At 56.5% G+C, this 20,098-nt stretch carries 20 protein-coding genes; 11 read left to right on the top strand and 9 right to left on the bottom strand.

Annotation, left to right across the window (positions count from 1 at the left end):
- Positions 1 to 58: 58 nt before the first annotated feature.
- Both greB and yjbE read right to left on the bottom strand, forming a co-directional pair.
- On the bottom strand, positions 59 to 532 hold the full coding sequence (greB, locus tag LC417_RS18305) for a transcription elongation factor GreB (RefSeq protein ID WP_010253180.1): 474 nt from the start codon (positions 530 to 532) through the stop codon (positions 59 to 61).
- A 182-nt stretch (positions 533 to 714) separates the two neighbouring features.
- Positions 715 to 963, bottom strand: a complete 249-nt coding sequence (gene yjbE / locus LC417_RS18300) for an exopolysaccharide production protein YjbE (protein ID WP_010253177.1) — start codon at positions 961 to 963, stop codon at positions 715 to 717.
- Between the two features lie 537 nt (positions 964 to 1,500).
- Here yjbE and ompR point away from each other — a divergent pair.
- The gene (ompR, locus tag LC417_RS18295; protein WP_003853014.1) at positions 1,501 to 2,220 is read left to right on the top strand and encodes a two-component system response regulator OmpR; all 720 of its coding nucleotides are present in this window, start codon (positions 1,501 to 1,503) and stop codon (positions 2,218 to 2,220) included.
- Positions 2,217 to 3,584, top strand: a complete 1,368-nt coding sequence (gene envZ / locus LC417_RS18290; protein ID WP_010253168.1) for a two-component system sensor histidine kinase EnvZ — start codon at positions 2,217 to 2,219, stop codon at positions 3,582 to 3,584. The genes ompR and envZ overlap by 4 nt, the downstream gene beginning before the upstream one ends.
- Before the next feature lie 39 nt (positions 3,585 to 3,623).
- On the opposite strand, the gene pckA is transcribed toward envZ, so the two are convergent.
- From pckA to LC417_RS18265, 5 genes are all read right to left on the bottom strand, one after another.
- A complete protein-coding gene (pckA, locus tag LC417_RS18285; RefSeq protein ID WP_223566212.1) occupies positions 3,624 to 5,243 on the bottom strand; it encodes a phosphoenolpyruvate carboxykinase (ATP) in 1,620 nt (539 codons plus the stop codon).
- A 368-nt stretch (positions 5,244 to 5,611) separates the two neighbouring features.
- Complete coding sequence (gene hslO, locus LC417_RS18280) at positions 5,612 to 6,478, bottom strand: Hsp33 family molecular chaperone HslO (protein ID WP_010671560.1); 867 nt, start codon at positions 6,476 to 6,478, stop codon at positions 5,612 to 5,614.
- Positions 6,479 to 6,527: 49 nt separating this feature from the next.
- Positions 6,528 to 6,932, bottom strand: coding sequence for a ribosome-associated heat shock protein Hsp15 (gene hslR, locus LC417_RS18275; RefSeq protein ID WP_010253159.1), 405 nt, complete (start codon positions 6,930 to 6,932; stop codon positions 6,528 to 6,530).
- A 13-nt stretch (positions 6,933 to 6,945) separates the two neighbouring features.
- Entirely contained in the window at positions 6,946 to 7,593 is a 648-nt protein-coding gene (gene yrfG / locus LC417_RS18270; protein ID WP_010671561.1) for a GMP/IMP nucleotidase, read from the bottom strand.
- A 57-nt stretch (positions 7,594 to 7,650) separates the two neighbouring features.
- On the bottom strand, positions 7,651 to 9,786 hold the full coding sequence (locus tag LC417_RS18265) for an intracellular growth attenuator family protein (RefSeq protein WP_010253154.1): 2,136 nt from the start codon (positions 9,784 to 9,786) through the stop codon (positions 7,651 to 7,653).
- 391 nt (positions 9,787 to 10,177) lie between these two features.
- On the opposite strand from LC417_RS18265, the gene nudE reads away from it, so the two are divergent.
- The gene (nudE, locus tag LC417_RS18260) at positions 10,178 to 10,741 is read left to right on the top strand and encodes an ADP compounds hydrolase NudE (protein WP_010253151.1); all 564 of its coding nucleotides are present in this window, start codon (positions 10,178 to 10,180) and stop codon (positions 10,739 to 10,741) included.
- A 73-nt stretch (positions 10,742 to 10,814) separates the two neighbouring features.
- Here the strand turns inward: nudE and mrcA are convergent, their stop codons facing one another.
- Positions 10,815 to 13,364 (bottom strand): peptidoglycan glycosyltransferase/peptidoglycan DD-transpeptidase MrcA, encoded by a 2,550-nt coding sequence (gene mrcA / locus LC417_RS18255; RefSeq protein ID WP_022624040.1) that lies wholly within the window; start codon positions 13,362 to 13,364, stop codon positions 10,815 to 10,817.
- A gap of 116 nt (positions 13,365 to 13,480) precedes the next feature.
- On the opposite strand from mrcA, the gene pilM reads away from it, so the two are divergent.
- Genes pilM through hofQ form a run of 5 tightly spaced genes read left to right on the top strand, consistent with a single transcriptional unit; the run spans position 13,481 to position 16,887 of the window.
- Positions 13,481 to 14,287, top strand: a complete 807-nt coding sequence (gene pilM, locus LC417_RS18250; protein ID WP_033773304.1) for a type IV pilus biogenesis protein PilM — start codon at positions 13,481 to 13,483, stop codon at positions 14,285 to 14,287.
- Positions 14,287 to 14,829 carry a PilN domain-containing protein gene (locus LC417_RS18245; protein WP_223566211.1) on the top strand — a complete coding sequence of 181 codons (543 nt, stop codon included), beginning with the start codon at positions 14,287 to 14,289 and terminating at the stop codon, positions 14,827 to 14,829. The genes pilM and LC417_RS18245 overlap by 1 nt, the downstream gene beginning before the upstream one ends.
- Complete coding sequence (locus LC417_RS18240) at positions 14,822 to 15,316, top strand: hypothetical protein (RefSeq protein WP_010253138.1); 495 nt, start codon at positions 14,822 to 14,824, stop codon at positions 15,314 to 15,316. The genes LC417_RS18245 and LC417_RS18240 overlap by 8 nt, the downstream gene beginning before the upstream one ends.
- Complete coding sequence (locus LC417_RS18235) at positions 15,306 to 15,689, top strand: DNA utilization family protein (RefSeq protein WP_191920621.1); 384 nt, start codon at positions 15,306 to 15,308, stop codon at positions 15,687 to 15,689. Before LC417_RS18240 ends, LC417_RS18235 begins: the two co-directional genes overlap by 11 nt.
- Entirely contained in the window at positions 15,628 to 16,887 is a 1,260-nt protein-coding gene (hofQ, locus tag LC417_RS18230; RefSeq protein WP_223566210.1) for a DNA uptake porin HofQ, read from the top strand. Before LC417_RS18235 ends, hofQ begins: the two co-directional genes overlap by 62 nt.
- 91 nt (positions 16,888 to 16,978) lie before the next feature.
- On the opposite strand, the gene LC417_RS18225 is transcribed toward hofQ, so the two are convergent.
- Positions 16,979 to 17,152 (bottom strand): hypothetical protein, encoded by a 174-nt coding sequence (locus tag LC417_RS18225; RefSeq protein WP_223265993.1) that lies wholly within the window; start codon positions 17,150 to 17,152, stop codon positions 16,979 to 16,981.
- A gap of 97 nt (positions 17,153 to 17,249) precedes the next feature.
- On the opposite strand from LC417_RS18225, the gene aroK reads away from it, so the two are divergent.
- The 3 genes from aroK to LC417_RS18210 all read left to right on the top strand — a co-directional run bounded on the left by aroK (position 17,250) and on the right by LC417_RS18210 (position 20,023).
- Positions 17,250 to 17,771: a shikimate kinase AroK gene (aroK, locus tag LC417_RS18220; RefSeq protein ID WP_003852989.1), complete on the top strand. Its 522-nt coding sequence runs from the start codon at positions 17,250 to 17,252 to the stop codon at positions 17,769 to 17,771.
- Positions 17,772 to 17,809: 38 nt separating this feature from the next.
- Positions 17,810 to 18,898, top strand: coding sequence for a 3-dehydroquinate synthase (aroB, locus tag LC417_RS18215; protein WP_187492640.1), 1,089 nt, complete (start codon positions 17,810 to 17,812; stop codon positions 18,896 to 18,898).
- A 72-nt stretch (positions 18,899 to 18,970) separates the two neighbouring features.
- Complete coding sequence (locus LC417_RS18210) at positions 18,971 to 20,023, top strand: SPOR domain-containing protein (RefSeq protein WP_022624046.1); 1,053 nt, start codon at positions 18,971 to 18,973, stop codon at positions 20,021 to 20,023.
- Positions 20,024 to 20,098: the final 75 nt, after the last annotated feature.

Below are 20,098 nucleotides of genomic sequence, written 5' to 3'. Positions count from 1 at the left end.
CGGATTGATGGTTAAAATTGCCAGAGACGCGGGCGGCTTTCAGCGATAATCTGAAGGGTTATTGCGGGTAGTCAATCGCGTTGATATACCACAGCGCCGGCCCCACTGGCGTCTCGACGGTGGCGGCATCGCCGACCTCTTTTTTCAGCAGCGCCCGCGCCATGGGCGAGTCGATGGAGATGTAATCTTTGCGGCCAAAAATCTCATCGTAGCCCACAATGCGGAAGCGTTTGAGGTCGCCCTCATCGTTTTCAATTTCCACCCAGGCGCCAAAGAAGACTTTGCCATCCTGCTGGGGTGAATAGTCAACGATACGCAGCTGTTCAAGACTTTTGGTCAGATAGCGAACGCGACGGTCGATTTCACGCAGCCGTTTTTTGTTGTACTGATAATCGGCATTTTCACTGCGATCGCCAAGACTGGCGGCCCAGGTGACTTTTTTTGTCACTTCCGGTCGCTCTTCACGCCAGAGATAGTCGAGTTCTGCTTTCAGCTTATCGAAGCCTTCGCGGGTAATGAGTCGGGTTTTCATGCTATACCGGCCAGAGAGATCCAAAGAGGAACAGTGTAAGACAAAGGGGGCGCGGCAAAAAAGGGCGGGGAAAGGGTTTTTAAAGGCTAAAAACCCACGTTGACTTCCCCGGCGGCGAAAGGGTTGGTGCTGAACAACAATCTGAAGCCAGTAATCTGAAGCTGTAAAAGAAGTCGTGATACTTATTTACCGGCGTGAGTCGCCGTGGTGGTCGATGTACCGGTGCTGTGACCGTCACCGCCGCCGCCGCCCATGGTGGCCAGCGCAACGCCCAGCAGGGCTGCGACTGCGCCAACACCGATGGCGTTAGAGTTACCTTGTGCTGTGGTGGTTGCCGCTGCGCCAGCTGCTTCACCGGTGGCTGTGGCAGCATAAGCTGGAGTGACGCTGCTTAATGCCAGCGCGCTCAGCAGTAAAATTGTTTTTTTCATTGTGTGTAATCCCCGTTGAGACATCGAATGTTGCCTGAGCAGTCTGGTTGAAAACGGAGAAGGCGAAAAGTTGGCTTTACTGATTGATTTAACGGACTTTAATTTCAACTGGCCTTGCTGGTGGCACCGCTGAAACTAATCCGAGAGGAGAGTGGGGCGTTACGCAGGTTTGCTGGAATATTATGCTGCCTGACTGCTGTTGAGGTAGATTATCTGGAGCTTATCCACAATGATGGCTGATCATTAAGTCAAATTGTCTGCTAACTTGCTGAATTCGTTCATCGAATAAAAACTGGCCCGCTTCTGACGCCAGCGATTCAGAGAAACAGAGCCGTTTTTTCAGATTTGCCGTAACAGGGGCCGGGCAGCGCCAGACGCGTTAAAACTGACCCGAAATCGCCTTAAATCAAATATAAGCTCCTGTTTAATATGCTTTGTAACAATTTTGGCTAGAATATAAACCATTAATGACTGTCACTATAAGGCATCTTTTTTTAACAATGTTGGCTCAGGCAATAGCGCCTTTGGGAGTTGAAAATGCAAGAGAACTACAAAATTCTGGTCGTCGATGATGATATGCGTCTGCGTGCACTGCTTGAACGCTATCTCACCGAGCAGGGCTTTCAGGTGCGCAGTGTCGCTAATGCCGAGCAGATGGATCGTCTGTTAACCCGTGAATCCTTTCATCTGATGGTGCTCGACCTGATGTTGCCAGGCGAGGATGGTCTCTCTATCTGCCGTCGTCTGCGCAGTCAGAGCAACCCGATGCCGATTATTATGGTGACCGCCAAGGGCGAAGAGGTGGATCGTATCGTGGGGCTGGAAATCGGCGCTGACGACTATATTCCTAAACCCTTTAACCCGCGTGAGCTGCTGGCGCGCATCCGTGCGGTGCTGCGCCGTCAGGCTAATGAACTGCCAGGCGCGCCTTCGCAGGAAGAGGCGATCATCGCCTTTGGTAAGTTCAAACTTAACCTCGGCACCCGCGAGATGTTCCGTGAAGATGAGCCGATGCCGCTGACCAGCGGTGAGTTTGCGGTGCTGAAAGCACTGGTCAGCCATCCACGTGAGCCGCTGTCTCGCGATAAGCTGATGAACCTGGCGCGTGGCCGTGAATACAGCGCCATGGAACGTTCGATTGACGTCCAAATCTCCCGCCTGCGTCGCATGGTGGAAGAGGATCCTGCGCATCCGCGTTATATCCAGACCGTCTGGGGTCTGGGCTACGTCTTTGTGCCGGACGGCAGTAAAGCATGAAGCGACTGCGCTTCTCGCCTCGCAGTTCGTTTGCCCGCACCCTGCTGCTGATCGTTACCCTGCTGTTTGTCAGCCTGGTAACGACCTATCTGGTGGTGCTGAACTTCGCCATTCTTCCCAGCCTGCAACAGTTCAATAAGGTGCTCGCTTACGAAGTTCGTATGCTGATGACCGACCGGTTGCAGCTGGAAGATGGCACGCAGCTGGAAGTGCCACCGGCGTTTCGCCGGGAAATCTACCGCGAACTGGGGATCTCGCTCTACACCAATGCAGCAGCAGAGGAGAGCGGATTACGATGGGCGCAGCACTATGAATTCCTGAGCGAGCAGATGGGCCAGCAGCTTGGCGGTCCCACCGATGTGCGGGTTGAGGTTAACAAAAACTCGCCCGTCGTCTGGCTGAAAACCTGGCTGTCGCCCGATATCTGGGTACGGGTGCCGCTGACTGAGATTCATCAGGGCGACTTCTCGCCGCTGTTCCGCTACACCCTGGCGATTATGCTGCTGGCGATTGGCGGTGCCTGGCTGTTTATCCGCATCCAGAACCGACCGCTGGTGGATCTGGAGCACGCCGCCCTGCAGGTCGGGCGCGGGATTATTCCGCCGCCGCTGCGCGAGTATGGCGCGTCAGAAGTGCGATCGGTGACCCGCGCCTTTAACCAGATGGCGGCCGGGGTGAAGCAGCTGGCGGATGACCGCACGCTGTTAATGGCGGGCGTCAGCCACGATTTGCGAACGCCGCTGACCCGTATTCGTCTCGCCACCGAGATGATGAGCGAGCAGGATGGCTACCTGGCCGAATCGATTAATAAAGATATCGAAGAGTGCAACGCCATTATCGAACAGTTCATCGACTACCTGCGTACCGGTCAGGAGATGCAGACTGAGCGCGCCGACCTTAACAGTGTGCTGGGCGAAGTGGTGGCCGCTGAAAGCGGCTATGAACGTGAGATCGAAAATGCGGTGATGCCGGAAGAGTTAATGCTGGATATCAACCCGCTGTCGATTAAACGGGCACTGGCTAACCTGGTGGTCAATGCCGCGCGATACGGTAATGGCTGGATCAGGGTCAGCAGCGGACGGGAACTGCATCGTGCCTGGTTCCAGGTGGAAGATGATGGACCAGGCATTAAGCCGGATCAGCTGGCGCATCTGTTCCAGCCCTTTGTGCGCGGCGACAGCGCCCGCAGCACCAGCGGAACCGGTCTGGGCCTGGCGATCGTGCAGCGTATCATCGATGCCCATCAGGGCTCGCTGGAGATTGGCGAGAGCGAACGCGGCGGTTTACGCATTCGTGCCTGGTTGCCGTTAGTGGAAAGCATGGCGCTGAGCCACAACAACGGCAGCAACAGCGTGTCGGGATGATAAAAACGGCGCGGCAGTTTCATTGCCGCGCCGCTTCTTTTAGCGTTGCGGGCCAGCTTTCACCAGCGCAGCACCTGCGGCGTTATCCGTGTACTTGTCGAAGTTATCAATAAAACGCTGCGCCAGACCTTCGGCGGCGGCGGTCCACTTCTCCTCACTCTCCCAGCTACGACGCGGATCGAGCGTATCACTATCCAGTTCGCCCAGCGTAACCGGCATCTGCAGATTAAAGATCGGCAGCGTTTCCATCGGCGCATCATCCAGCTCACCCGCCAGAATGGCATTGATAATGGCGCGGGTATTCTTCAGTGAGATGCGTTTGCCGCTGCCGTTCCAGCCGGTATTGACCAGATAAGCCTGCGCACCGGACGCCTCCATCCGTTTCACCAGCACTTCCGCATACTGCGTCGGATGCAGCATCAGGAACGCCGCGCCGAAACAGGCGGAGAAGGTGGGGGTCGGCTCAGTGACGCCACGCTCGGTCCCCGCCAGTTTGGCGGTGAAACCTGACAGGAAATGATACTGCGTCTGCTCCGGCGTCAGACGTGAAACCGGCGGCAGCACGCCAAACGCATCGGCGGTCAGGAAAATCACTTTCTTCGCGTGGCCCGCTTTTGAGACCGGCTGCACGATATTGTCGATGTGATTGATCGGATAGGAGACGCGGGTGTTTTCGGTTTTGCTGCCGTCGTCATAATCGACGCTGCCATCTTCGCGAACCACCACATTTTCCAGCAGCGCATTGCGGCGAATGGCGCGGTAGATCTCCGGCTCAGCCTGCTCAGAGAGGTTGATGGTTTTGGCGTAACAACCGCCCTCGAAGTTAAACACGCCATCATCGTCCCAGCCGTGCTCATCGTCACCGATCAGCTGGCGGTCAGGATCGGTAGAGAGTGTGGTTTTACCGGTGCCCGAGAGGCCAAAGAAGACCGCCACATCGCCCGCTTTACCCACGTTTGCTGAGCAGTGCATTGAGGCGATGCCTTTCAGCGGCAGCAGGTAGTTCATGATGGCGAACAGACCTTTCTTCATCTCGCCGCCGTACCAGGTTCCGCCAATCAGCTGCATGCGTTCAGTCAGATTGAAGGCGACAAAGTTTTCAGAGTGAAGACCCTGCGCCTGCCAGTCTGGATTGGTGCATTTGGCGCCGTTCATCACCATAAAGTCGGGAGTGAATTCGACCAGTTCAGCGTCGTCAGGCTGGATGAACATGTTCTTCACGAAGTGTGCCTGCCAGGCCACTTCGGTGACAAAACGTACGCTCAGACGGGAATCGGCATTGGCACCACAGAACGCATCCACCACAAACAGGCGCTTGCCGGAAAGCTGGCGGGTGACGCAGCTTTTCAGCGCGTTCCAGGTCTCCTGCGACAGGGGCTGATTGTCGTTTTTGCCGGTGCCCTGGTCGTTCCACCACAGGGTATCGCGCGTGGTGTCGTCACGCACAATGTACTTATCCTTTGGCGATCGCCCGGTGAAAATCCCGGTGTCTACTGCAATCGCGCCGCTCTGCGTCAGGGTGCCACGAGCAAAACCTTCGAGGTCCGGGCGCGTCTCTTCCTGAAAAAGCGTGTCGTAATCAGGGTTGTAAACCACTTCCGTGGTATCCACGATGCCCAAAGCGGCAAGGTCTTGCGAGGTCAGGCCGTTAACGCGCATTTTACTGCTCCTTAAATCGGTGTCTGTTCTGCAAAGCAGAGATAGGTTGGGATCGTGCCACCGGCTGTTGTATCGGGTGCGGCAAATCACTGACAGTCGACTGCGCTTCGTCACGACAGCCTGCAAAGATCACCGGGCAATTCAGGGCATCTGCCTCTGACTTCCGGGCGTTTGCACGATCGCGCGCAGTTTACTCTTCTGCGTTAAGGGAAAAAGGGCAGTGATCTAAAAATGCGACTCAGGGCGCGTTAAGGCTATGTTTCGAACGTTTAAAAGATGTTATGAAAGTAAAAAAAGATAATTTGTCTGAAAAATTATGGGGATAGGCATGGGCGGCGGGGAAGGGGCGGCAGAAGCCGCCCGATAAATCAGTGAAGCTGGTTATTATTCTCAAGGGAGTGGCTGCGAATACCGGCGATATCGACGGCGTCAAACACGTAGTTTGAGCCGCAATAGTCGCAGTGCATGTCGATTTTGCCATCTTCCGCGATGATCTCATCCACCTCTTCCTGCGGCAGCGTGGTCAGTACTTCGCCACAGCGCTCACGCGAGCAGGTGCATTTGTAGATCACCGGCTGCGGATCGTAGAGGGTGACCTCTTCCTGATGGTAGAGACGCCACAGCGCTTCATTCGCAGGCAGATCGATCAGCTCTTCCGTTTTAATGGTTTCGGTCAGCGTTGCCAGATGGTCGAAAACCTCTTTCTCCGTATCCTGCGCAGGCATCACCTGCAGCAGAATACCCGCGGCGCCTTTGTCGCTGGTGCGGATAAACAGCCGCGTTGGCAGCTGCTCTGAGCGCATGAAGTAATCTTCCAGGCACTCCGCCAGGGTTTCACCTTCCAGTCCCACTACACCCTGATAACGTTCGCCCTTTTCAGGGGAAATGGTGATTACCAGATAGCCATTGCCCACCATGCTTTTCAGAGTACTGTCGTCCGGGATGTCGCCTTTGATACGCGCTACGCCGCGCAGTTCCTGGTTGTTGTTGCCGTTGATCACCGCCAGCGACAGCGGACCGTCACCCTGCAATTGCACGGTGATTTCGCCATCAAACTTCAGCGTGGCAGTCAGCAGGCTGGTGGCGACCAGCATCTCACCCAGCAGCGTTTTAACCGGTGCCGGATAGTCATGGTTCTTTACGGTTTCACGCCAGGTGTCAGAGACGTTCACCAGCTCGCCGCGCACGGCGGCATTTTCAAACAGATAACGGTGCAGTTGATCCTGGGCTGACATATTTTTTCTCTCACTGGTACGGGGCGATGGCGCGTCAGCTAAGACGGCGTTATTCATCGCCCGATAATTTAAACTTCATCAAATCGCGACGTTCTTTTTTGTCAGGTCGCCGATCGGGATGGGGCATAGTCAGCGCATTCATTTTGCGCGCCTGCGCCATTTTTTCGCGTTTTTCAATGCTGGCATCGGTTTCGCGATAGAGCTGCTGGGCCTCGCTGGCCGGACGGCGCTGAGCGCTGATGTCCGCCACCACCACGGTGCGTTCATCATTGCCCTGACGCAGTGTCAGTTCCGCATTCAGCTCTACCACCTTGCCGGGTTTGCTGCGCTGGCCGTTGTAATGCACTTTGCCGCCTTCAATCATCTCCCGCGCAATCGCCCGGGTTTTGTAAAAGCGCGCGGCCCACAGCCATTTGTCGAGGCGTACCTCTTCGCTGCTTTTCTCTTTCTTCATTGCTGCTCCTGACTCAGATCAGCGTCCGGTAGTCGCCGGTGGCGCGATGACGCTGAAAGATTTGCTCAGGACGACCCGAATCGGGGTTCTTTACGCCTAAGCACTCGCCGATGCCCCATGACGTCGCAGCATCCAGAATCACTTCGCTATCATCGATAAACAGCGTGCGCGGCGCAGAAAAGCCGGTGTGCTGTTGTACCGCCTGCCATAAACGCTGGTCTTCTTTCGGATACCCAAAGGTATGGGTGGAAAGTAATAAATCAAGGTGCGGCGCTAAACCTGTCTGCGCCAGTTTGACGTCCAGATTGTAAGGATGCGCGTTGGTCAGCAGGATAGTGGACTTGCCCGCGCGGCGCAGAGCCTGCAAAAAAGGCAGCGTATCGTCACGCAGCGCAATGCGGCTGCGCATCGCCCAGGTCATGGCACGGATGTCCAGCGCCAGCGCTTCTGCCCAGTAATCCAGACAATACCAGTTTAGCGTATGGGCGACGGCCTGATACTTTTCCGCGATGATCGCTTCGGCTTCCGCCCGGGTGATGCCGCGTTGCTGACTGAGTTGTTCAGGCACATGCTCCAGCCAGAAGTGGCGATCAAACGCCAAATCCAGCAGCGTGCCATCCATGTCGAGCAGCACGGTATCAATCTCAGACCAGTTGAGCATGCGGATGTTTCACCCTGTAAAAAAACCGGGCGACAGGGTAGCACAGAAGGGCAGGGCTCAGAATATCGGGCGCACGCTCTGCAAAGTGCCGAGGTTATGATTGAAGCACTTGTCGTAATAGTGCTGGATATCGATCATGCGCTGGCGATTAAGGTGCATACGGCGCAGCGCCAGTAACCCATTGATCACACCGCAGGTTAACAGCACCAGCAGCAGCAATACGGTGCCGAGATAGCGCCACTGCGCCATGGCATCCGGTTCATTGTGCAGCACGATATGACGCGTGCCGTTGGCATCCGTTGAAATGCTGGTGATGATGCCGCTGGCGCTGAAAGGCGTATGCAGCAGCATGGCGGAGATACGTTGCAGTTCGCGCCACTGAGAGGGCGGATCGAGATCAAACAGCGACACGGTTGGCTGAGGCTGATTTACCAGCTGGCGGCCCTCGTCGCTGACGATCAGAAAACCCCCTGGCGGCGGGCTGTTAAGATTTTCTGCTGCACGACGGGTTTCGCGGAAAAAGAAGGTCGAGGTGGCGGTATTGACCAGGTTTTCCAGGGCTTCAGCACTGACCGGCCGCAGCAGCACATTCATGCCGTTTAGCTGGCCGGAATCTGCGCGACGCATCAGCGCTTCCCAGTCTTTGGCATTGCCCAGGTTCACCAGCGCATTTTTCAGGCGCATACAATCCTGTGGCTGATTACAGAGATCCTGCGTTTTCATCACCAGATCGGAGAAGTCATCCAGCAGGATCATGCCGGACTTCTGAATCGCGGAGGCCAGCTGCGGATTCAGTTTAGGATCGGTATTGGTTTCCGGATGCAGCTGCTTTGTGGTGGTCTCCAGCAGAGCAGCGGCTTTATCAATAATGTCCGATTGTGGCTGCGGCAACGGCGTGGCGTTATTCCAGTAGACCGCCGAGCAGTCGAACGGCATGAAGGCGTAACTTCGGTTGCTCTGATAGTTGTCCGGCACTGAACACATGCCGGTACCGCTCACTTTGAGGTTGTCGCCAATATTCAGGGGCACGCTGCTGAGTTTATCGACGCTGCTGACCTCCAGGCTGTCGGTGCCCCTGGCCCAGGCCAGACTGAGCTTGATCGGCATGCCGAGCGGGATCCAGGTGACCAGCATGGTCAGCACCATCAGTGAACCGCAGGCCAGCACCACGTTTTTCCGCCAGCGCTGAATAGGGAAGTTTTTGACTTCATCCTGCAGCGACAGGAAGCGACCCTGACGCACCACCTGGCGGTTAAGGTAGATCTCCACATCCGTCACCTGTCCGAGATCGTGCGCGACATAAGGCTGCCAGTGTGGTGGATAGGCGAGGTCAATAATCCCCAGTGTGATATTGCTCTGCTCCTGGTTCGATTCGCTGAACAGGCCCCAGCGCTTTGGCGCGCCGCGCAGGCAGTGTATGTCACGCAGGCCGCGCTCACCCGGAATGCGGTAGAGCAGCCACAGGCTGGCGGCAATCATGACTGCACCCGTCAGCACCAGCCAGATCATCAGCGTTGCGGGGACTAACAGGCTGAAGAAGAAGAGTAAGAAGGCAAGAGAGATGAGCACCGCTTCACGCGTGCCATCTGGTCGCGACAGACGATACTCTTCCGGCGTCTCTTTGCGCACCTGCAGCAGTTCGACGTTTTCCGTTTCCGCTTTGCGGATAGAGGCGTTGGTCGACACCGGACGCATCAGCGTCGGCAGCGATTGCTGATCCACGGCGTAATCCACCAGCGAGTGGCCGTTCAGCGAGATCACCAGCGGAATAGATTGGGTGCGGATTAACTCAACGTAGTTTTCGTCGGCGATGTACTGTTCCCACAGCGGCGGCAGATGAACTTCAACTTCATCAAGGTAGTAGCGCCATTTATGGGGATCGTCCGTAGAGAGTCCGTAGCGGGTAATCGCACGGGTAACGGGGTAGACATTGTTGCTCTGGGCCGTCAGCGTCAGTCGTTCGGACGCGCTGCGCTTATCGGTCGTCACCGTGGTACGGGGCTGCTTTTCCAGCGCGGCGACATACTTATCAACCGCCTCACGCTCCTGAGCAGAGAGTTTACGACAGGGCGGACTGATAAATGGCAGAGGTTTCGCCAACGGCGGACGATGCCGCATAGCGTACCAGAACCCAATGCCTGCCAGGATTGAACAGGTCAGCACTATGGCCAGGATCATCAAGATTGTGCTCATGCTCTGCTCAATTCAGCCAAAATGCTGCCTTCACTTTAAACTTTCGCTTTCGATTATGCTCACTATAAAAGAGGCATTCCGGAAGATTATATAACCCTGAGGAGTCAGACACCCGATGAAATAGTGCCAGCGTATATCTGATTAGCATTTGTTAAACCCTGCCTTGTCCGAATGGTAACCGGCTCAGACTGGATTAAATATCGGTATTATCTGAAACTTATCGCAGCATATTGACTAATGCAAATTTAGTCTTAAGTGATAACCAAAGGCTGTTATTCAATCGATGTAATCTGTGTAACGATAACGTGATTGTCTGACTGTCGCACAATTGCCTGTGGTTAGGTATGCTAATTCGCTCCAGATAGCCGGCGCAAAATAATTTGAGGCTGATATGAAAATTCCAAAAAAACCTGACATCCTCAATATCACCGCCGTGGCACGTTCACGGTTATTCACCATTGAATCGGTCGATCTGACTTTCAGCAATGGTGCGCATCGCGTTTATGAGCGGATGAAGCCCTCAGAGCGTGAAGCGGTGATGATTGTGCCGATTATTGATGACCATCTGATCCTGATTCAGGAGTATGCCGTCGGACTGGAAACCTACGAGCTCGGCTTCCCCAAGGGGCTGATCGATTCAGGTGAAACCGTGAATGAAGCGGCGGTTCGCGAACTGAAAGAAGAGGTCGGTTTTGGTGCTGACCAGCTGACAACGCTGGGCAAACTCACCATGGCCCCCTCCTACTTTTCCAGCAAAATGAACATTGTGGTGGCGGAAGGTCTTTACGCTGAAAAGCTGGAAGGCGATGAGCCGGAGCCGCTGATTGTCCACCGCTGGCCGCTGAGCGATATGATGTCGCTGCTGGATGAACCCGATTTCCGCGAGGCACGTAATGTCAGTGCGCTGTTTATGGCGCGCGAATGGCTGGTGAAGCAGGGACGGCTGAGTTACTGAATATCATCTGTGACTGAATAAAAAAAGGCCGACTGACGTCGGCCTTTTTTACAGTGCGGTTTCGTGGGTCACATCAGAACAGCTCGTGACTCTCACCGTTATCCATAATGGTGGTACCCACATCATGAACCGAATATTCGGTTGGCTGGGTGCCATTGATGAAGTACTCCTGACGGGTGTTACCCCCCCCATTTGCCAGCTTGCCGGTACTGCGATCAATAGTGACGGTGACCACACCATCCGGCGGCGTTAACGGCTGCACCGGTACACCATCCAGCGCACTCTTCATGTACTCATCCCATGCCGGTTGTGCGCTCTTAGCACCGCCTTCATAGCCCGAAATCTGATCGGGAATGGCGCCGGAGAGCGTGCTGCGGCCCAGATTGCGGCGAGCATCATCAAAGCCGATCCAGACTGAGGTGACCACGCCAGGGCCGTAACCCGAGAACCAGGCATCTTTCGAGCTGTTAGTGGTACCGGTTTTACCGCCGATATCATTACGCTTGAGGTCACGCCCGGCACGCCAGCCTGTTCCCATCCAGCCCGGTTCGCCAAAGATGTTACTGTTCAGCGCGCTCTTGATCAGGAAGGTGAGCGGGGTGTTGATCACGTGCGGTGCATATTGCTGCTCACCCTGTTGTGCCTGAGCGGGAACCTGCTCCAGTTCAGGCTGAGGAACGGCCTGATTCTGGTTGTTATTAGAGGCTGCAACGTTCTCGACGCTCTCTTCATTCAGGGCCAGCGCTTTTTTGGTCTCGCCATAGATCACTGGCAGATTGCACTGCGGGCAGGCGATCTTCGGTTTCTCTTCAAATACGAGGCCGCCCTGTTCGTTCTCAATCCGGGTGATGAAGTAAGGATCGACCAGGAAGCCGCCATTCGCCATCACGGAGTAGCCGCGCACCACCTGTAACGGGGTAAACGAGGCCGCACCTAATGCCAGCGATTCGGTATGAACAATGTTCTGAGCCGGGAAACCAAAGCGCTGCAGATACTCAGCAGCGTAATCCACGCCCATCGCACGCATCGCACGCACCATCACCACGTTTTTCGACTGGCCTAAACCCTGACGCAGACGAATCGGACCATCGTAAGTTGGCGGTGAGTTCTTGGGACGCCAGTCAGCACCCGCACCCGCATCCCAGCGTGAAATCGGCACATCGTTAAGGATTGAGGCGAGCGTCAGCCCGCGATCCATTGCGGCGGTATAGAGGAAAGGCTTGATGTTAGAGCCGACCTGACGCAGCGCCTGGGTCGCACGGTTAAACATGCTCTGGTTAAAGGCAAAGCCGCCTACCAGCGCGCGCACCGCACCATCATTCGGATCCAGCGAGACCAGCGCCGAGTTCACATCCGGCACCTGGCCCAGCCACCACTCATCACCCACTTTGCGCACCCAGATCTGCTGGCCGGCCTGCAATACCTGCGTCACGCTTTTCGGCGTCGGGCCCTGCACGGTGTCAGACTTATAAGGACGCGCCCAGCGCACACCCGCTAATGCCAGCGACACATTGCTGCCATCTTTCAGCATCACGGTCGCTTCATCGCTGCGCGCTTCCGTTACGACTGCCGGATTGAGCGGACCATAGACCGGCAGCGTCTTCAGCGCTTTCTCAATCTTCGTCTGATCCCAGGCCGGTTCACCCACTTTCCACAGCACGCTGGTCGGGCCGCGATAGCCATGACGCATATCGTAGGCCATGACGTTATTGCGAACGGAGGTCTGCGCGGCTTCCTGCAGGCGACGGGTTACGGTGGTGTAGACCTTGTAACCGTCGGTGTAGGCATTCTCACCGTAGCGTTTCACCATCTCCTGACGCACCATCTCGCTGAGATAGGGGGCAGAGAAAGCGATTTCCGGACCGTGATACTTCGCGACCAGCGGCGTGTTACGCGCCTCATCATACTGCTGCTGCGTGATGTAATGCTGATCCAGCATACGCGCCAGCACCACGTTGCGGCGTGACAGGGCACGACTCGGCGAGTAGAGCGGGTTAAAGGTGGAAGGGGCTTTCGGCAGACCGGCAATCATCGCCATCTCACTCAGCGACAGCTGGTCAACCGGCTTACCAAAATAGACCTGTGAGGCTGCGCCGACGCCATAAGCACGGTAGCCGAGGTAGATCTTATTCAGGTAGAGCTCAAGGATTTCATCTTTGTTCAGCAACTGCTCAATGCGGATCGCCAGGAACGCTTCCTTTATTTTACGCATCAGGGTGCGTTCCGGGCTCAGGAAGAAGTTACGGGCCAGCTGCTGAGTGATAGTACTGGCACCCTGTGAGGCGTGACCGGAGACCAGCGCAACGCTGGCCGCACGGAAAATACCCACCGGATCAACACCATGGTGCTCATAAAAACGGCTATCTTCGGTCGCAATAAACGCTTTCACCATCACAGGTGGCACTTGCTGCAGGGTCAAAGGAATACGGCGCATTTCGCCATACTGGGCGATCAGATCGCCATCGGCGCTGTAAACCTGCATAGGGGTTTGCAGACGCACATCTTTCAGCGTGTTTACGTCGGGCAGCTGTGGCTCTATGTATTTGTATAAACCATAAATCGAGCCAGCTCCCAACAGGATGCAACACACTGCAAGGATCAATAAATACTTTACGAACTTCACCTGGAATTTCCCATCTGTTGTCGTTTGAGCAGTTTATAAACAACCGCGCGGTAGTATAAAGGCAAGCCAGACGCTTTGATATGTCCATTTTCCCGGACGATAAGGAGATCGCGCGTATGGCTTTTCATACCTGGCAAATTGGGCTGGATATTCAGAATAGGCAGATTTGCGCCCTGGCCCTCCAGCCTCGTCGTGATGGCTGGCAGCTACGCCACTGGTGGCAGCAGCGGCTGCCGCAAGATACGTTAAGAAACGGCGTGCTGCAATCTTCGCCTGAATTACTGGCGGCCTTAACGACCTGGCGTCAGCGGTTACCACGCCGTTATTCGCTGCGGGTCGGATTGCCTGCCCAGCTGGTGCTGCAGCGCCAGCTCCCCCTTCCTGCGCAGTCGCTGAATGAGCCCGCGCTGGGGCACTACGTGCAGGCGGCCGCGCGCCGTCTCTTTCCGCTGGAGCCCGCTGCGCTGGCGCTGGATTACCGACCGGATGCGCAGAGCGGTCAGCTCTGCGTCACGGCAGCGCGGCTGGAGATTATCGACCAGTGGGCGGCACCCCTGTTGCAGGCGGGTTTAAAACCGCAGGTGTTCGAACTGACCACCGAGGCGCTGAAGCGGTTAGCCCGGCAGGCAGCGCTGCAGGACGATGCGGTACTGGTTCTGCAGCAGGATAACCGCTGGCTCTGGAGCGATGCGCACACCGCTGCTGACACAGGCGAAGCCGCCACGCTGGAGGCACTGCAACGGCAGGCCTTTCCCGGGGCGCGTTCTGTCGCCTGGTGTACCGCAGAGCAGACGCCGTTGCCCGCAGACGTTAGCGCGTTTTCCCCTTTTGATCTGTTTCGTTATAAGCAGCCACCTTTGCCGGAGAATCCGGGCGCTTTTGCGCTGGCGGCCGGGCTGGCGCTGCGCGACGGAGATGAGTGATGGTCGCGGTTAATCTGCTGCCCTGGCGGCAGCGCCGTCGGCAACAGCAGCGGCGACAAAGCCTGGTCGTGCTGTCACTGGCGACTGGCGCCCTGTTACTGGTGGTGATGCAGCAAACCTGGCGGATCCAGCAGATGCGTCAGCAGGTGGCGCAGGCGAGCAGGACGCAGCAGCAGGCGCTGGAAAGCCTGGGGCAGCAGTTAGCGCAACAGAAGCAGTTACTGGAGCAGCTCGCGGTCGTGCAAAAACAGCAGGCGAAGCATCGCCAGCAGGCTGCACAACTGGCCGCCTGGCAGCAGTTCTGGCTCGATTTACCCGCGTTGCTGCCCGACACCGCCTGGCTGACCCGGCTGGAGAAGCGCGACAACCGTCTGACACTGGAGGGGCAGGCACAGGATATGGCGGCAGTCCGACAGTTCCGCCAGCAATTAACCACTGTGGCCCTGTTTGGTCTGGTGAAGCAGGGCGGGGTTAAGCGTCAGGCTGATGGCCATTATCGGTTTTCACTGCGGGCAGAGATGCAGGAGGTGAACAGTGAGTGAATGGTGGGAGCGCTGGTGGCAGATGGCCGCTATTGCGCGCTATGGCTTGCTCGCCGCGCTCTTATCCGGTCTGCTGCTGCTCTCCTGGATCCTGTGGTTACGGCCACAGCAGCAGGCGCTCATTGCTGAACAGCAGACGCTGTTGCAGTTGACCCGCACTCTGCAGCTGCGCCAGCACCAGTGGCGTCAGAACCCTGATAATGCACAGTTGCAGGCGCAGCTGCAGTCGATGCAGATCGCGAGATCAGCATCTGCATCGGGCCGTGCAGTGGAAGAGATCCTGGCGGCACGCCGTAGCCAGCTGGAAGAGTGGCAGCCGGACGCCCCCTCACGCATGCTGACGCTGCATCTGCAGTGGCCGGCGTTCCAGTCGCTTTTTGCCGAGCTGGCCCAGGCCTCCGCACCGTTTCCGGTGCATTTCCAGCTGCTGGCGCAGCCGCAGTACCTGGTGGCTCAACTCTGGCTGGAACCTGACGATGCGCCATAGTCTGCTGATTTTACTGTTGTGCTGTGGCGGCGTGCTGGCGCGCGATCCGTTCCGGCCTGTAGCCGGTTCCGTCTGTGAGGCGTCAGTGGAACCGCTCACCGGCTGGCGTCTGCAGGGGATCATCGGCCGGGAGGCGCATTTCCATGCCTGGCTGCTGACCCCGCAGGGAGAGAGCGTCACGGCCCGCACCGGCAAGCCATTTCCATTCGCACCCTGGCAACTGGCGGATATGACCCGCCGCAGCCTTACCTTAGCGGTGCCGAATAGCTGCAACGCACAACAGACCGTATTTTATTTAAAAGGACGTTCGCATGATAAGGATAGCTACCCTGCTGCTGCTACTAAGCTGCCTGCTGCCGGTTCACGCCGCTGATGAGGAGCCTCTCAGTCTGACTTTTGATAACGCCCCGGTAGAGCGTATTTTGCAGGCGCTGGCTGACTATCAGCAGATCAATCTGATGATTGCGCCAGAGGTTGAAGGTTCGTTATCGCTGCGGCTGGATAACCTGCCCTGGCATCAGGCGCTCAACCTGGTGGCGCGCATGGCAAAGCTGACGCTGGTTGAACAGGATAATGTCCTGCTGGTCTATCCGGAAAGCTGGCAGCAGGCACGTGAGGCTGAGCAGCAGTCGCAGTTGCAGCAGATTCCTTTGCAACAGCGCGCTGTGATATTGCGTTATGCCAGCGCCAGCGAGGTGTATGCCAGCCTGCTGAGTGAGCGTCAGTCGCTGATGACGCCGCGCGGTAGCGTGACGGTCGACAAACGTACCAACGCATTGTTACTGCGCGATAGTGCGGCGGCTTTGAAAGAGACGGAGCGCTGGATACGGGCGCTGGATCTGCCACTGGAACAGATTGAACTGTCAGCCCACATCATCACTATCAGCGAGGAGCATCTGCAGGAGCTGGGGGTGAAGTGGGGATTGCAGGCGGGGGACGCCGCCGTAACTGATATTCTGCATCATCCCCGGCTGGATGTTCCGCTGGCGGTGAGTTCACCCGGCATCAGCGTGGGTATGGCGCTGGCGCGCATCGGGGGGCAGCTTCTGGATCTGGAGTTAAGTGCGCTGGAGCAGGAGAACCAAATTGAAATCATCGCCAGTCCACGCCTCTTTACCTCACATCAGCAGACCGCTTCGATTAAGCAGGGCACAGAAATTCCTTATGAGGTGTCTGCAGGAAACAGCGGTGCCACCAGTATTGAGTTTAAAGAAGCGGTACTGGGTATGGAGGTGACACCGACGATTTCCGGCAATGGCCGCATCCAGCTGAAGATCCATATCAGTCAGAATATGCCGGGTCGCAGCATCAGAACCGGCGATAGCGACATATTATCCATCGATAAACAGGAAATTGAGACTCAGGTCACGGTCAGTGACGGGCAAACACTGGCGTTAGGCGGTATCTTTCAGCAGCAGCGCACCCGCGGACAGAATCAGGTGCCGCTACTGGGAAATGTGCCGCTGATTGGCGGGTTGTTTCGCCAGCAATCTGATCAGCGCAAAAAAAGAGAGCTGGTGATCTTCATTACGCCGCGATTGGTCAGGGAAGCAGCGCTTACGGCTGGATAAAACGGAAAATGCGTCCCTTAAGGCCATCTGCGTTGACGCAGGAGAGGAATTAGCTTACAAGGTTTAGCGATTTTCAATACGGTGTAACCGTCTATGCTGGGTAAATCCCGGCAAACAGATCAGAAAACTCCTCTGTACGCAGCGTTGTAAAGACGCAGCGCTGGCGCGTTACAGTTTCGCGAACACAGGCCAATTCAGAAATGGATGTGCTGAAGGCAATATAATCGGTTGCCAAACAGCCTTGAGTGTTGAGATAATTTTTCATCTGACTCTTGCTAACGCTCATGAGGTCTCAGTTCCTGTCCCGCCAGCAAATGCTGAACGCGGGGTATCATTAACGAATTCTTAGTAATACCGACAAAATGGCAGAGAAACGCAATATCTTTCTGGTTGGGCCGATGGGTGCCGGCAAAAGCACTATTGGCCGTCAGTTGGCTCAGCAACTCAACATGGAGTTCTTCGATTCCGATCAGGAAATTGAGCGACGCACCGGAGCGGATGTGGGCTGGGTTTTTGATGTCGAAGGCGAAGCTGGCTTTCGCGATCGCGAAGAAAAAATCATTAACGAACTGACCGAGAAGCAAGGCATCGTCCTGGCGACAGGCGGTGGTTCCGTCAAATCCCGGGAAACGCGTAATCGTCTCTCCGCCCGCGGTGTTGTGGTTTATCTTGAAACCACCATCGAGAAGCAACTGGCGCGCACCCAACGTGACAAAAAACGTCCGTTGCTGCAGGTGGATTCACCGCCGCGTGAAGTGCTCGAAGCGCTGGCTGGCGAACGTAACCCGCTCTACGAAGAGATCGCCGATGTAACCATTCGCACAGATGATCAGAGTGCGAAAGTGGTGGCGAATCAGATTATCCACATGTTGGAAAAAAGTTGATCCAACGTTCGAAGGCTCCTTAACAGGTATCGGGCATCATGGAGAAGATCACCGTCTCACTGGGGGAACGCAGTTACCCCATCACTATCGCTGCCGGACTGTTTAACGATCCGGCTTCTTTTTGGCCGCTAACCGCGGGCGAAAACGCCATGGTGGTGACAAACCAGACGCTGGCTCCGCTTTATCTTGACCAGCTGACGGCGCTGCTGACGGGGGCAGGTGTAAAAGTGGATCAGGTGATCTTACCCGACGGCGAGCAATATAAGACGCTGGCCGTGATGGATCAGGTTTTTACCGCGCTCCTGCAAAAGCCGCACGGTCGTGATACGACGCTTATCGCCTTAGGCGGCGGCGTCATTGGCGATCTTACCGGTTTTGCTGCGGCCAGTTATCAGCGTGGCGTACGCTTTATTCAGGTACCGACCACCTTACTGTCGCAGGTCGACTCTTCGGTTGGCGGCAAAACGGCCGTTAACCATCCGCTGGGCAAAAACATGATCGGCGCGTTTTATCAACCCGCGTCAGTGGTGATTGATACTGCCTGTCTGCAGACGCTGCCCGCGCGTGAACTGGCGTCGGGTCTGGCGGAAGTGATTAAGTACGGCATCATCCTCGACGGTGCGTTTTTCCAGTGGCTGGAGCAGAATCTTGATGCCCTGCTGGCGCTGGATGAACAGGCGCTGGCGTACTGCATTCGTCGCTGCTGTGAACTGAAAGCCGAAGTCGTGGCCGCCGATGAACGTGAAAACGGTCAGCGGGCGTTGCTGAATCTGGGCCATACTTTTGGTCATGCGATTGAAGCACACATGGGCTATGGCAACTGGCTGCACGGTGAAGCGATTGCAGCGGGCATGGTGATGGCGGCACGCACGGCTGAACGCCTGGGGCAGTTCCAGGCACAGGAGACGGACCGCATTATTGCTCTGTTCCTGCGTGCCGGTTTGCCGGTACATGGGCCGGAGGCGATGAGTGCGGAGATGTATCTGCCGCACATGATGCGCGATAAGAAAGTTCTGGCGGGCGAATTGCGGCTGGTACTCCCGCTGTCGATTGGCCGCTCTGAAGTGCGTGGCGGCGTGGCACATGATATGGTGCTGGCTGCAATTAATGATTGTCAGCAATCCTGAGATTAAGCAGTTGAGTGGTGACGCGGCGCGCAGGGTGCGCAGTGCGGAATGCCGCTTTACGGAGGAGGCAAAATGGATGAGTTTAAACCGGAAGATGAGTTAAAACCTGACGCCAGCGATCGCCGTCCCTCGCGCCCTCGTAAGTCGTCTCCCGCAGCCAAAATACCGGTTTCGCGCCAGCGCATCATGATGGGTGTCGGGATCCTGGTTCTGCTGTTACTGGTACTGGGTATTGGTTCGGCGCTGAATGGCCCGGATGAGAAAAAACCTGCTACTGCGGGCAATACGCCTGCCGCTGGCGGCGGTTCCGGCAGTGAGAAGAACATCGACCTGGCTGGCTCCTCTTCCATGTCGGGTGGACAGACGACGCCAACCGGCGGGCAGACCACGCCAGCTACCAGCGAAAATAACGCGGCGACCAGCGGTAATGCTGCGTCTGACCCGCAGCGCGACGTCTCAATGCCGCCTGTGGCTTCAACGCCTACGCAGGCCGCCCCTGTTGAGACGCCAGCAAATCAGCAGCGTGTCACGCTGCCGGGCGATCTGAACAGCGCGCTGAGTAATCAGCAGCAGCAGGTCGACAGTGCCGCGATGGGCACGCAGGGTGGCAGTTCACTGCCAACAGCCCCTGCCACAGTCAGCGGTAATGCCGGAACGGCTGCGAATCCGGTTACGGCCCCTGCAGGCCGTCAGACGCCAAACAAATCAAACGCTTCTGCCCGTCCGGCGCACGATTCATCGCATAAAACTGCCTCGAAGCCTGCAACCCGTGACAGCAAAACACATACCACGCCAGCACGTACGCCAGCCCCTTCTGCTCCGGCCACTGCGGCGGCAGGCAGCAGTTCAGCCAGCAAATCATTGCCAGGCGGCAGCTATACCCTGCAGCTGAGCGGTGCATCGAAGGCGGAAAGCCTGAATGCCTGGGCTAAGCAGCAGAATCTGAGTGGGTATCACGTCTACAAAACCACCCGTAACGGTCAGTCGTGGTACGTGCTGGTGAGTGGTTCCTATGCCACACCGGCTGATGCCAAACGCGCGGTAGCCTCACTGCCTGCCGAAGTGCGTGCGAAGAACCCGTGGGTTAAACCAGTAAGCCAGGTGAAGAAAGAAGCCAGCCAATAGCGGATGTGGGGCCAGTTTCTGGCCCCGTTTTAAGCGCAGATCTGCTGTCGGTCCAGCCACAGCCTCACAATAAGA

The organism is Pantoea sp. OVA07A (assembly GCF_019969975.1).
GTDB classification, from domain to species: domain Bacteria; phylum Pseudomonadota; class Gammaproteobacteria; order Enterobacterales; family Enterobacteriaceae; genus Pantoea; species Pantoea agglomerans.
The sequence above is the reverse complement of the archived record's forward strand: the minus strand, read 5'-3'. Positions and strand labels throughout refer to the sequence as shown.